At 61.9% G+C, this 12749-nt stretch carries 12 protein-coding genes; 8 read left to right on the top strand and 4 right to left on the bottom strand.

Annotated features, from left to right (window positions below):
- The first annotated feature begins 77 nt into the window (after positions 1–77).
- Together LPW11_RS20830 and cobO are read left to right on the top strand one after the other, a co-directional pair.
- Positions 78–3191 (top strand): methylmalonyl-CoA mutase family protein, encoded by a 3114-nt coding sequence (locus LPW11_RS20830; protein ID WP_230995789.1) that lies wholly within the window; start codon positions 78–80, stop codon positions 3189–3191.
- A 257-nt stretch (positions 3192–3448) separates the two neighbouring features.
- A complete protein-coding gene (cobO, locus tag LPW11_RS20825; protein WP_230995788.1) occupies positions 3449–4030 on the top strand; it encodes a cob(I)yrinic acid a,c-diamide adenosyltransferase in 582 nt (193 codons plus the stop codon).
- Positions 4031–4051: 21 nt separating this feature from the next.
- Here cobO and LPW11_RS20820 read toward each other — a convergent pair whose 3' ends face one another.
- Positions 4052–4303: a hypothetical protein gene (locus LPW11_RS20820; RefSeq protein ID WP_230995787.1), complete on the bottom strand. Its 252-nt coding sequence runs from the start codon at positions 4301–4303 to the stop codon at positions 4052–4054.
- Positions 4304–4366: 63 nt separating this feature from the next.
- Here LPW11_RS20820 and LPW11_RS20815 point away from each other — a divergent pair, with 63 nt between their 5' ends.
- From LPW11_RS20815 to LPW11_RS20800, 4 genes are read left to right on the top strand one after another with little or no spacing between them, the layout of a single operon-like run.
- Positions 4367–5023: an endonuclease V gene (locus LPW11_RS20815; protein WP_230995786.1), complete on the top strand. Its 657-nt coding sequence runs from the start codon at positions 4367–4369 to the stop codon at positions 5021–5023.
- Between the two features lie 37 nt (positions 5024–5060).
- Positions 5061–6098 (top strand): RNA 3'-terminal phosphate cyclase, encoded by a 1038-nt coding sequence (gene rtcA, locus LPW11_RS20810; RefSeq protein ID WP_230995785.1) that lies wholly within the window; start codon positions 5061–5063, stop codon positions 6096–6098.
- Positions 6099–6111: 13 nt separating this feature from the next.
- Positions 6112–6468, top strand: a complete 357-nt coding sequence (locus LPW11_RS20805) for a hypothetical protein (protein WP_230995784.1) — start codon at positions 6112–6114, stop codon at positions 6466–6468.
- Positions 6422–6997: an HD domain-containing protein gene (locus LPW11_RS20800; RefSeq protein WP_230995783.1), complete on the top strand. Its 576-nt coding sequence runs from the start codon at positions 6422–6424 to the stop codon at positions 6995–6997. Before LPW11_RS20805 ends, LPW11_RS20800 begins: the two co-directional genes overlap by 47 nt.
- A gap of 41 nt (positions 6998–7038) precedes the next feature.
- Here LPW11_RS20800 and LPW11_RS20795 read toward each other — a convergent pair whose 3' ends face one another.
- The 3 genes from LPW11_RS20795 to LPW11_RS20785 all read right to left on the bottom strand — a co-directional run bounded on the left by LPW11_RS20795 (position 7039) and on the right by LPW11_RS20785 (position 9914).
- Positions 7039–8361 carry a M23 family metallopeptidase gene (locus LPW11_RS20795; protein ID WP_230995782.1) on the bottom strand — a complete coding sequence of 441 codons (1323 nt, stop codon included), beginning with the start codon at positions 8359–8361 and terminating at the stop codon, positions 7039–7041.
- A 61-nt stretch (positions 8362–8422) separates the two neighbouring features.
- Positions 8423–8908, bottom strand: coding sequence for a ferritin-like domain-containing protein (locus LPW11_RS20790; RefSeq protein WP_230995781.1), 486 nt, complete (start codon positions 8906–8908; stop codon positions 8423–8425).
- Positions 8909–9014: 106 nt separating this feature from the next.
- Positions 9015–9914, bottom strand: coding sequence for a DUF72 domain-containing protein (locus tag LPW11_RS20785; protein ID WP_230995780.1), 900 nt, complete (start codon positions 9912–9914; stop codon positions 9015–9017).
- A gap of 212 nt (positions 9915–10126) precedes the next feature.
- Between LPW11_RS20785 and LPW11_RS20780 the strand changes: the two genes are divergently transcribed.
- A complete protein-coding gene (locus LPW11_RS20780) occupies positions 10127–11596 on the top strand; it encodes an ammonia-forming cytochrome c nitrite reductase subunit c552 (protein WP_230995779.1) in 1470 nt (489 codons plus the stop codon).
- Between the two features lie 144 nt (positions 11597–11740).
- A complete protein-coding gene (locus LPW11_RS20775; protein WP_230995778.1) occupies positions 11741–12739 on the top strand; it encodes an acetylserotonin O-methyltransferase in 999 nt (332 codons plus the stop codon).
- The last annotated feature ends 10 nt before the right edge of the window (positions 12740–12749 follow it).

Genomic DNA, 12749 nt, shown 5'->3' with positions numbered 1-12749 from the left:
TGAGTATAATGGCATAAGTGCTGTTGGTGCACCTTCCTCTGTCACTTGACCTTTCCAAACGCTGCCGAGACCCGGGAATGACTATGGATAAAAAGGTTGTCAGGATACTTACCGCCGTCGCCTCCTACGACGGCCACGACGCTTCGGTGCTTGCTCTCAACAGGGCCCTCCTCGCCGGCACTTTTCCCATAGAGGTCATCTACCTCGGGTTCAACATGACGTGCGAACGGATCGTGATGGCTGCCCTTCAGGAAGATGTGCATGCCGTGGCGGTGAGCTCCTACAATGGCGGGCATCTGCACTTCTTCCCTCACCTGGTGAATTCTCTTAGGGAGAAGGGGCTGTCGGATGTGCTGGTTTTCGGCGGAGGGGGGGGGACGATCGTAGCGGGTGACATCGCCACGCTGGAGCGGTCCGGCGTGGAGCGGATCTACGGGCCCGGCTGCTCCATCGACGAGGTCGCGAGGGACCTTACGGAGCGGGTCGCTCTGAAGGTGGAACGGGAGCATCAAGTGCCGATGACTCCCGCTCCGGTGAAGACCGATCTGGAGTTGACGAGGCTCCTTACCCGGGCGGAGCGCGGAGAAATCGACCCTTCACCCATGACGGCGGGAACCTCGAAGACGGTCGTTTTCGCCGGCGACGGGGGAAGCGGGAAGAGCACCCTCATCGACGAGCTGGTGCGGCGCTTTTTGGCGGCATTTCCGGAAAAGAGGGTTGCGATACTGGCGAATGACCCGACGATTTCCACGGGCCGCGCCGACACCGCTTTTCTCGCCGACCGCGTCCGGATGAATCACATCTACCACGACAGTGTGTGGCTACGCAGTCTCGCCACCGGGACGCCATACGCCCCCCTTTCCCCGCGGCTCCCGGAGCTTGCGGCCATTATGCGCAGTTCCGGATTCGATCTTGTCCTGGTGGAGACGCCGGGGACCGGGCAGACCGGGGTCGATGTCTCCCGTATCTCCTCGGACCTCACGATCTACGTAAAGACGAGGGAATCCTCCGGCAGCCCCATCCAGTTGCAGAAGGACCAGCTGCTGCACGAGGCGGACCTGGTGATCCTCAACAAGGCCGATCTGGAAGGGGCCGAGAGCGCGCTGGGAGAGCTGCAGGGGGCGCTGGCGCAATTTGGCAGGAACGGGATCGTCTATCCTGCTACCTCGAAGACGGCGCGAGACCCTGGAGTATCGGCTGTCTTCGACGCGATCTGCTCGAGGCTCGGGTGGAGCGGGCCTCGCGAGGAGCGGGCTACCTCCGACATCTTCCGTTACGCAAAGAAGTCGACTCTCGTGCCTCACCGCAGGCGGGCGTACCTCGCCCAGATAGCGGACAAGGTGCGGGAGTACGACGAGTGGGTGGCGGGGCAGCTGCGTCGCGTGAGGGAGGCTCCGGGAAGGGGCGATGCCCTCGATCCCTCCTGCACACAGCTTCTTGAAAGATGGCAGGAGGAATGGCGCGAGATCTCAGGGAAGGCTGCGGCGAGCGCGGGGATGGAGGCCGAGGTGGAGACGGTGAACCGGCTGCGCCTGCCGCGTGTGGCGCTACCCGACCCCCGCGACCGCGCCGAGTCGCTGCGCTTTCTCCTGGAGGAGGGGCTCCCCGGGCGCTTCCCGTTTGTTACCGGGATATACCCGTACCGCCCGCCCTCCGCGGGGCAGACGCTGCGCCAGTTTGCCGGGCTGCGCGGCCCGGAGGAGACGAACCGCCGGTTGCACTTCCTTGCGCAGGGGGTGGCGAATCCGCGCCTGTCGATCGCCTTTGACGGGATCACCCTGTACGGCGGGGACAGTGACGACGACCCCGGGAGCATCGGTAAGATTGGCGAAGGAGGGGTGGCCATCGACAGCTGGGAGGACATGAAGCTCGTCCTCGAGGGGTTCCACATCCCGGAGATCAGCACCTCCATGACCATAAACGGGCCGGCGCCGATCATTCTGGCGATGTACTTCGTGGCGGCGCAGGAGATCGAGCTGGAGCGTGCGGAGCGCGAAAGGGGAGCGCTTTCCGATGCCGAGCGGGAAGAGATAAAGCTCGCTACGGTGCGCGACCTGCGCGGCACCGTGCAGGCCGACATCCTGAAGGAGATCCAGGCGCAAAACGAGAACCTTTTCCAGCCGGACTTCGCCGTGAAGCTTCTGGGAGACATTCAGGAGTGGTTTATCTCCCACGGCGTCCGGAAATTCTACTCCCTGAGCATTTCCGGGTATCACATTGGGGAGGCTGGGGCCACCCCTGCGCAGGAACTTGCCTTTACCCTTGCCAACGGTTTTACCTACGTGGAGAACTTCCTCTCGCGCGGCATGAAGGTCGACGACTTCGCGCCGAACCTCTCTTTCTTTTTCAAGGTTTCCCACGAGGCGGAGTGGCTCGCCTACGGCGCGGTGGTGCGAAAGATCTGGGCCATAGCGCTGCGCGACGTGTACGGCGCCTCGCAGCGGAGCCAGATGCTCAAATTCCACACCCAGACATCGGGACGCGCGCTGCAGGCGGAGGAGTGGGATACCGTAAACCCGGTCCGGCTCACCTACCACGCACTCCTGGGGCTCCTGGCGAACTCAAACTCACTGCACGTTGACTCGGCGGATGAGCCGATGACCACCCCCGCGGAAAAGTGGGTGCGCCAGGCAACGATGATTTCCAACTATCTGCGCGAGGAGGCGGAGGCGTTTGCGGTGCAGAACCTTCTTTCCGGCTCCTACGCGTTCCGCGCGCTCCTGAAGGAAGTGCAGGCGCAGGTCTTGGAGGAGTTCGACCGTCTGGACCAACTCGGCGGGGTGGGGCCGGCGACGGAGCAGGGGTACCAGCGGCGATGCATCGCGGACAGCTCGGCCCGGTACGAAATGGAGAGGCGGCGGATCAACGGCGACAACACCGAGCCGCCGCGCCGCAAGATTGTGGGGTACAACGCTTTTGAGCTCCCGGACGGCGACCCGCAGAAGTATCCGCCCCCAAGCCACCTTGTGCGCCCGGGCCCGGCTGACTGGGAGCGCCAGCTTGCGCGGGTGCGGGACTTCAAGGCGCGCCATGCTGCGGACGCTCCCGCCTATCTGGAGCGGTTGAAGCAAAGGGCGCTTGCCGAGGAGAACGTCTTTGACGAGCTCCTGGAGACCGTGCGCCACGCGACGCTCGGACAGATCGCTCGGGCATTGATGGAAGTCGGAGGGGAGTACCGGAAGATGGTGTGAGGCCACCGGAGCTACGGAACGGCCGGGTGAAGGTGCAAAAGCCAGTTGAGAATTGGTCATCCGGAAATTTCTATGTGAGCACTGCAAGCCGTTCCCCCTCCCTTGAGGGGAGGGGGGCAGGGGGTGGGTGAAGCTGCCATCTGCTGAAATGGCGGCATCTTCCCCCCCACCCTGTCCCTCCCCCGCGAGTGGGGAGGACTTTGGTAACAACTCTTCCTGTTATGTTCATTTCGGGAGACTAGAAAAAGGGGCGGACGATGACAAAGCGTGGGACGCTGCCTGACAAGATAGATCACCTGGAGCCGAAGGTGCGGCACGGGCTGGTCGTGGTGATAACGGGGAACGGGAAGGGGAAGACGACCTCGGCGCTGGGGATGGCGCTGCGCGCATGCGGGCACGGTCTCAGGGTGTGCATCATCCAGTTTATGAAGGGGGACCTCTATGCCGGGGAATGGGACGGCATCAAGCGGATGCAGTGCCCGATCGAGCTGCACGCCACGGGGAAAGGGTTCTGCGGCATCATGGGGAACCCGTACCCCTTCAGCGAGCACAGGGACAATGCGCAGGATGCGGTGGACCTTGCCCGGGAGAAGATAGATTCCGGCAGCTACGAGATGGTGATCCTCGACGAGATCAACAACGCCCTGAAGCTGAAGCTTGTGGACCTGGAGCAGGTGCTCGACCTGGTGCGGAGAAAAGGTGCTCTCCAGCATCTTATTCTGACGGGGCGGGATGCACATCCCGAGATCATCGAGCTTGCGGACACGGTGAGCGAGGTGCGGGAAATAAAGCACGCCTACCGCAAGGACATCGAGCCGCAGCCCGGAGTGGACTATTGATATGGCAGTGAGGGGAGGGGGCTACGGCTCCGACGGCACGTCATCGGTGGTGGGCGGGGTCTCCACAAGCTCCCAACCCGCGGTCTCCAGGTTGTGGCGCAGCAGGTAGCTGATCTCGTCGTCGCTGACGACCTTGTAGTAGTTGCAGTCGCTGTCGAACCAGCGATCGACGATCTCGGCGATGCGCACTTCCTTCCCTTCGGCAACAAACTCCAGCGGTTTCTCGTTTCCCTTCTCGTCTACTTCCGTCCTTACGCGCAACGGTTTTTCCATGGCGTTCTCTCCGTGCTTTATCCTTCTATGGAGTAGGGTATTCCTTTGCAGCCGGAGGCGGAAGTGGATAATGGCGCTACGAATGTATCTGCGGCGGACGCTCTCCAGAGAGAGATGGCGCGCCGCGTGCTCGTGAGGCGGCTGGAGAGGGAGCCGCGCACAGTCGCGGCGCTGGATGCTGCCTACCAGGAAGATGTTATCCACGCCGCTGCGGCACTCTTTACCCTGGACCCGTTGCGCCTTGTGGAGGAGCGCGTCGTGGTGCAGGAGTGTGCGGTTCCTTACCAGCCGGGATACTTCTTTTCGCGTGAGGCTCCCGCTCTCCTGGCTGCACTCTCGGCGCTTTCCGCCCCTCCTGATCTTCTGCTGATCGAAGGGCATGGCATCGCCCACCCGCGTCGCTGCGGCATCGCTTGCCATATCGGCGTTACAGTCGGCATTCCGAGTATCGGCTGCGCCAAGACGAGACTCGTGGGAACATACGTGGCGCCGGGGCCGGAGAAGGGGGACTGGAGCACGCTATCCGATGGGGAGGCGGTTGGTGCTGTGGTGCGAACGCGGAGCGGGGTGAAGCCTCTCTTTGTCTCGGTCGGGCATCTTATTACCCTTGAAGAGGCGGTAGATCTGGTCCTCAGGTGCTGTGGAGAGTATCGCATCCCTGGGCCACTGCGTGCTGCCGATATGGCGGCGAGAAAGGGTGTGCGGGAGCTGTTACACTAGCTCTAGATCTGCACCAGCACGAATTTCGAGGGCGGAGATGATCGAGATAGATGGGGGCATGGGGGAGGCGGGGGGGCAGCTCCTGCGGACTTCCCTGAGTCTTTCGTGCATAACCGGTAAGCCTTTCCGAATATTTGACATACGGAAGGCGCGGAAAAAACCGGGGCTGATGCCGCAGCACCTCGTCTGTGTGCAGGCCGCTGCCCGCATCTCCGGCGCGGAGATAGCCGGTGCGGAACAGGGCTCTCGTGATCTCACCTTTGTCCCTGCGCAGGTGCAACCCGGGAACTACTCCTTTCCGATCGGGACGGCCGGTGCCACCTCCATGGTGCTGCAGACGGTCGTTCCGGCGCTTCTATTCACCGGCAGCGAGAGTCGTCTCCTCTTTAGCGGCGGCACCCATGTACCGTTCAGTCCTCCGTGGGATTACCTCACCGATGTCTTCGCTCCTGCAGTGAAGAAGCTCGGGGTAATGCTTTCACTCACCCTGGAGCGGCACGGCTTTTACCCCAAGGGGGGAGGGGCGGTCCGCTGCAAGGTGGAGCCCGTGTCGTCCCTGGTGCCGCTGGCCGCGAGAGAGAGGGGGGCGCTGCGGCGTATCAGCGGGGTGGCGGCGGTTGCCAATCTTCCCGTCTCGATAGCCGAGCGGGAGGCGGCGAGTGCCGTGCACGTCATCCGCGAGGCTCTCGGAGCGGATACCCCTTGTGAGGTCAGGGTGAAAGAAGTGAAGGCTTTTGGCGCGGGAACTTTCATCTTTTTGAAGGCGGAATATGAGGAGAGCATCGCGGGATTCTCGGCGATAGGGGAACGGGGGAAGCGGGCCGAGACGGTAGGGGAGGAGGCTGCGCAGGAAATGGTGCAGCACCACCGCGCGGGCGCTCCCATAGATCCGCACCTCGCGGACCAGATGGTGCTCTACCTTCCCCTTTGCAGGGAACCGTCTGTCTTCTTTACCTCACGCATTACGGGGCACCTCCTGACGAACCTGGAGGTGACCGGGCGCTTTCTGCACTTTTCCTACGAGGTTGCAGGGGACAGGGGCGGGCCGGGGACGGTGCGGATACGGCCTCTGTAGGGCGAGCTCGACCTTGCCAAAAACAGTGGGCCGATTCCATGGCGGCTGCGCCGCCACCGCAGGCATGGATGCCTACGCTCCAGCGCGGGGGAGACGGACCTCCCCTGAGACTTCCTTCGCCCGCGAGGGAAATGGCGGCGCCGCGCTGGAGGATAGGCTTCCCAGCCTGTCCTGCGGCGACAGCCGCATCTGTGGTGTGGGCGATGCGCTGACGCGCGGTGGCAACGTGGTCCCGGGCTCTGCCGGGAACGCCTTCGGCTTCCCGGCCTACATTATCTACATCATCACATTCTGCACGACCAATGATCCTGAGGAGGTTCTCCTTGAGAGGCGCAGATTGCAGGAGACTTTTGAAGCGCTGGATGAATGACGGCTCTTTCGATGAACTTCTTCCGGAGGTCGCGGCCCTGCGCGGCGTGCCCCAGCCGGAGGCGTATCATGCGGAGGGGGATGTCTTCACTCACACGATGCTCGCGGTCGATGCCCTCGATGACGATGTGGACCCCCGGGTCTTCTGGGGGACGCTGCTGCACGACATCGGCAAGGCGCAAACGACGGTGATGGTGAATGGCCAGTGGCATGCCTACGGCCACGCGAAGGCGGGGGCTCTCCTTGTCCCCGCTGCCATGGAGCGCATTGGCTTTCCCCATCTCGCGCCCGATGTGGCCTGGCTTGTGCGGGAACATCTCTTTCACTTTACGTGGGAACTGCGGGGCGACGGCACTCTCACGAAGCTGCAGCGCCGTTACATGGAGCAGCCGCTCTTCCCCCTTCTCCTGCAGGTCTGTCTGGCCGACGCAGTGGCCTCCTACGGGAAGAGCCTGAAGGGGCGAAAGATAGAGGAGATCGCGGAGATGTACGAGGAATTCATCCCGGGAGAAGAATGGCCGCTCGACTAGGAGCGGCCATCCCCGGTGTGAGGCGGGTGCGGCACCCTGCCTTACTTCGTCTTGCTCATGGCGTCGGCCGCTTCCAGCTTGCTTGAAATGTTGTTCCTTATCCAGGAGGGATCCCACCACTCGACCGGGTTTACCTGCTCCCCCGATACCAGCATCCCGAAGTGGAGATGATCGCCGCCGGCGAGGCCGGTGTCGCCGGTGTTTCCGATTATCTGCCCTTTCTGTACGACGTCACCGGCTTTTACCGAGATGGCGCTCAGGTGCCCGTAAAGGCTCTGCAGCCCCATGCCGTGATCGATGATGACGCACTGGCCGTAGATTCCCAGGTAATCGGCATAGGCGACCTTCCCGCTGTTTGCTGCCGGTATCTGTGCGTGGGCGAGCGCCGCGAGGTCGGTGCCGAGATGCGTCTGCTGGTCGACCTCCTTCCCCTGGTAGATGTAGGTGCGCCGCTGTGCGTACGCGCCGCGGGGGGCGGAGTTCGGCATGCGCAGGAACACGTCTTTCCAGAGCGGCGTCGGGGAGGTCTTAAGCCCCGTCTCCTGCAGCTTTTTCGCGTCTGCCACCCGCAGTTCCCTGTTTACCTTCAGAAAGACTTCCAGCGGCGTCTTCGCCTGCGGAAACTGGTCCTGGAACTGGCCGTTCACGTGGTCGAGGTAGGCGTCGGTGAGATTGATCCTGTCCGCCGGGAAAACCTTCGGGAGGAGATGGAAGTAGATCCCGGTAAGCCGCTGGTTTCCGGCGAGGTCAACGGCGAGGATCTTTGGTATGTACTTCGTCTCGTCAGCGTCGAAGGGGAAGGGGAAGAGGCAGGCGTAGTAGCCGCCCGGCTGGCGGTATGCCGGGAAGAAGCGGTTGTCGAAGGCTACGCCGGTTTTCGAAACCTCCTTTGACACGGTGTATATGGCAAGGCCGACCCCGCCGCGGGCTATGTTGTGGGCGGTGCTGAGGACGACGACCGCAGGGGGCTTGTTGTCGAATTCGTAGGTGTGGACCTTGGAGTTCGAGTTTCCGGAGCCGAAGTTGAAGATAGAGTGGTCGGTGGCGCTCACCTGCAGCTTGAAGGGGCCCTGCTTCAGCGCTGCAGGTGTGAGGTCGAGTTTCTCTGTGGCGTTTGCCGTTCCCTTCGGGTAGCTCTTCGACAGTACCGTGACGGGCTTCTCCCCCTGGATGACGCTGACTGTGAGGCTCTTCAGCCCGGAGCCACGGTCTCCCGCTCTGACGGTCATTTCACCCTTTGCGGAGAGAGGACCGCTTTCCCGGCTCAGCGCCACGTACGGCGCGGTAGTGTCCTGAAAGTAAAAAAATCCGCCAACGGCCAAGGCGGCAATGATGATGAAGAGGAAGAAGGCGGACAGTTTCACAGTCACCCTCCCTGTGTTTGTGGAAGAAGGGGCGGCATGGGAGCCGTAGCCTCAGAGGCTGCTACAGCTCACGCAGGTTGGTGAATTCCCGCCACTCCAGGTAGTACTTCGGTTGCAGCACAAAGTCGTACAGATTCTCCATGATGTTGTAATGCTTCTTTTCCTCGTTTGCTATCTTCAGAAGAAGCTGGGCATGATCCGCGCTATCGACCTTGCTTGCGGCATCTTCGTAAAGCCTCACGCTGTCCGCCTCCGCCTTCATGGCGTAAAGGTAGCCGTCGGTATCTTCCTTCATGCTGTCGGTTACCTTCTGGTCGGCGGAAAGGACGTTGAAGACGTTTTGCGCTTCCTCCAGCATGGGGGTATCGAGCATCGCCCCCGACATCCCCTCTTCCATCTTCTGGATGTACTCGTAATGCTTCTGCTCGTCCTGGGCGAGCCCCAGGAAGATGGCCTTCAGCCCGATGTGGCCGGACCGCGCCGCGAGCTTTTCATAATGCGCCTTGCCGTCGAGTTCCATCTTCTTTGCAAATGCCAGGATTTCCATGTGCCCCCCTCCAGCCTCTATGAGCGCTGCTGCAGTATCTCCATCTTCCCCGTGAATCGCCGGATTCGGTCGATATGACTAGACTTTTACATCTCTGCAAGGTTTGTCAAGGAAGCGCGGAGGGAGCGTTACCGTGCAGGATCTTCTGCATCTGCAGGGCGTTTATGATGGCGTAGCCGATGTGGCAGTTGTTGAACATGACAAAGACCGTTCTCGCCTTCACCGACATCTCCCGCGCTACCTGTCCAAGCTGCAGGAGCTCCGCCTCGGAGTAGTTGTAGTGGTAGCGCTCGTGCCCCTTGCTGAGCCAGCTCTCCCTGTTTCTGCCGTGCAGGCGCAGGTAGGCGATAGGGGTCGTCGTCTCGGGGAGAAAGGGGATCGTCGCAAGGGTGCCGAGGTGCGGCTCGTCGGCGGTGATGTAGGTTATCTTGTGTTCCCGCAGAAAGCTGAAGGTCTCGTCGGCTCGCTGCCGGGTGAGCCAGCTGCCATGCCTGAATTCCACCGCAACTGGAAGCCCCTTCATCATCTCCTTGCACTGCAGGAGGTAGTCGAGATGTGCGGTCTTGTAGCCGAACCACGGGGGGAACTGGAATATGAGGAAGCCGAGCTTTTTGGTGCTGCGCAGCGGCTCCACTGCCGACACCAGCGCCGCGGCGATCTCCAGGAGAAAGAGCGGGTCGGCGATGCGGATGGAGGGCTGCCTGCGCTCCGCCTCGGGGAGGAGTTCGAACAGATCCTTCGGGAGGGTCTTCGGGTTGATGTTGTGACCGGTGAGCGCCGCGTACGCCTTCAGGTGGAAGAGGAATCCTTCCGGGGTGCGCTCGCTCCATTGTGTGGTGGTCGTCTGGGCCGGGATGGCGTAGTAGCTGCTGTCCACCTCGACCGTGTCGAAGCTTGCGGCGTAGTGCCTGAGGCGCCCCTCGGCGGACGATACGCCGGAGGGGTAAAAGACGCCGCTTTCCAGTAGCGATTTCTCCGTCCACGAGCACGAGCCGACCCTGATCATGTAGCTGCCCCTCTGCGGCGATTTCCTATAAAGCCGCGCCCCCCCTTGCGATACGGGGGTTTCATGGTAACAATCTTGGTGTTCCTGCTACAGAACCTCTTATTACCCTTCCTTTACTTCAGCTCATCGGGCGTGCAGCCCGGATAGATACATTGTTTTTCAAGCTTCTGCGCCATCAGCGGGTCTACATTCTAACGGTAAGGGGGAATCTCATGCAAGTAAAGGGTTTGGGGAAATGGTCGGCTCTTGCGCTGGTAGCGCTCGTGCTCCTTGCTGCCGGCTGTTCGAAGCCTCAGGCGAAGGCGCAGACTGCACAGGTGACGAAGCCGGAGATAGCGGATAACGCCATAGACCCGGCGGAGTGGGGGAAGGTGTATCCGGAGCAGTATGAGCTGTGGCAGATGACGTCGCAGCCGACGCTCCCTACCAAGACGAAGTACAAGCACGGCTACGAGGTCGGCGTCGACCCGCGTCCCGACAAGCTCGACGAATATCCATTTCTCGCCCTCCTGTACAACGGCTGGGGTTTTGGTCTCGAGTACAAGGAGCCGCGCGGCCACTACTTCATGGTGCAGGACCAGCTGGAGGTCGACCCGGGGAGAAAGAAGGCGGGCGGCTCCTGCCTCGCCTGCAAGACTCCGTACGCGCCGATGCTGCGCAATGAGATGGGCGCCGCCTTCTACAGCACGCCGTACAAGGATGTGCTGGCGAAGCTTCCGGCTGACAAGCAGTCTCTCGGCGTTGCCTGCAGCGATTGCCACGACAGCCGCACCCTCGACACCCGGATCAGCCGCAACTTCACCCTCGGCAGGGCGCTCAAGGATATCGGCGTCGATGCCACGAAGCTCTCCCGCGACGACAGGCGCACGCTGGTATGCGCCCAGTGTCACGTCACCTACGTCATACCGAAGGACAAGGACATGAACTCCACCGATGTCGTCTTCCCCTGGGCCGGCAGCCAGAGGGGGCACATCACCATCGAGAACATCATCAAGTTCATCAGGAGCAATCCTGCGCACCTGGAGTGGAAGCAGGCGGTCACCGGCTTCAAGATGGGATTCATCAGGCACCCCGAGTACGAGCTCTTCTCCAACGGCAGCCCGCACTGGGCCGGCGGGGTCACCTGCTCCGACTGCCATCTGCCGCAGGTCACCATGAACGGGAAGAAGGTCTCCGACCACCGTATCACGAGCCCTCTGAAGAGCGACCTGAAGGCGTGCGTGGCATGCCACCAGGAAGCTCCCGATTCGCTGCGCAAGAAGGTGTACGCGATCCAGGACCGTACCGTCTCTCTCTTCCTGCGCACCGGCTATGCTACCGCGACAGTGGCAAAAATATTCGAGATGGCCAACAAGGCAAACGCCGAAGGGAAAAAAGTAGATCCCGCGCTTTACGCCCAGGCGAAGGAAGCGTATGAAGAGGCATTCTACAGGCTCGTATTTATCGGGGCGGAGAACTCCGTAGGGTTCCACAACCCTCAGGAGTCGCTTCGTGTGCTGGGGGACGCCCAGAAGTACGCAGCGAAGGCGGACGCCACGCTGCGGCAGGCGATGAAGAGCGCAGGCGTCCCGGTGCCGGTGAAGGTCGACCTCCAGCTCTCGAAGTACCTGAACGAGCGCGGCGCGAAGAAGCTTATGTTCCATCCGGAGCGTGAGATCAAGGATCCCTTCGAAGGGAAGTAGTGACACAGGGGGGCAGCTCCCGGCTGCCCCTTAACCTCTTCCATCCTCTACAACCCACTCCAGGTTCTCCCGATTTTAAATCTGCGGTAATCTGAGTAATCTGCGGACAGTAAGCTTGGCCATGAAAAAGGAGGCATCTCTCAAATGAACGACTGGAATGTGCCGAAGCTCCTCGAACTCTCAGGGAGCTACTGGAATGTGTGCACCGTGCAGGCCGGGGTGAAATTAAACGTCTTCACGCCGCTGGCGGAAGGGGCTCTTTCCGCCGACGAACTGGCGACACGACTCTCCTGCGATCCCCGCGGAATGGAGACGCTCCTCAACGCCCTCTCGGCTCTCGGGCTTCTGGAGAAAAGGAACGCCCGATATGGCGCCACTCCTTTCGCCGCCCGTTTCCTCTCCCGGACCTCCCCCGAGTACCTGGGGCACATCATCATGCACCATCACCACCTTCTCCCGTCGTGGACAAGGCTTGATCAGGCGGTTGCGACAGGGGTGCCGGTGCGGGAGAGTGTCGCCTACGAAGATGATGCCTCCGTGCGGGAGAGCTTCCTCATGGGGATGTTCAACCTCGCCATGCAGCTCGCTCCGAGGGTCGCGGAGGGGCTCGACCTGAAGGGGCGCAAGCGCCTCCTTGATCTGGGCGGTGGTCCCGGCACCTACGCGATTCACTTCTGCCTGCAAAACCCGGAGATGTTCGCCGTCATCTGCGATCTACCTAGCACGCGGAAATTCGCCGAAGAGACGGTGGGACGCTTCAACCTCTCGGACCGGATCAGCTTCGAGGCCCGCGACTTCGACACGGAGGAGATACCCGGCGGCTTCGACGCGGCGTGGCTCTCCCACATACTGCACGGCGAGGGGCCGCGGGGGTGCGCCACGATACTCCGCAAGGCGGCCGCCGCGCTGAACCCGGGGGGGCTTCTGATGGTGCAGGAGTTCATCCTCGACGACACGAAGGATCGCCCCCTCTTCCCGGCGCTCTTTTCGCTGAACATGCTCGTGGGGACGACGGAAGGGCGGTCCTACTCGCAGGGAGAGATCAGCGCGATGCTGGAGGAGGCGGGGGCGCGCGACATACGTCGCATCCCGCTCGAACTGCCGAACGGCGCGGGAGCCATTGCCGGTACTATCCCGGGGTAGAGATCGGAGG

Source organism: Geomonas sp. RF6 (genome assembly GCF_021044625.1).
Taxonomy (GTDB): domain Bacteria; phylum Desulfobacterota; class Desulfuromonadia; order Geobacterales; family Geobacteraceae; genus RF6.
The sequence above is the reverse complement of the archived record's forward strand: the minus strand, read 5'-3'. Positions and strand labels throughout refer to the sequence as shown.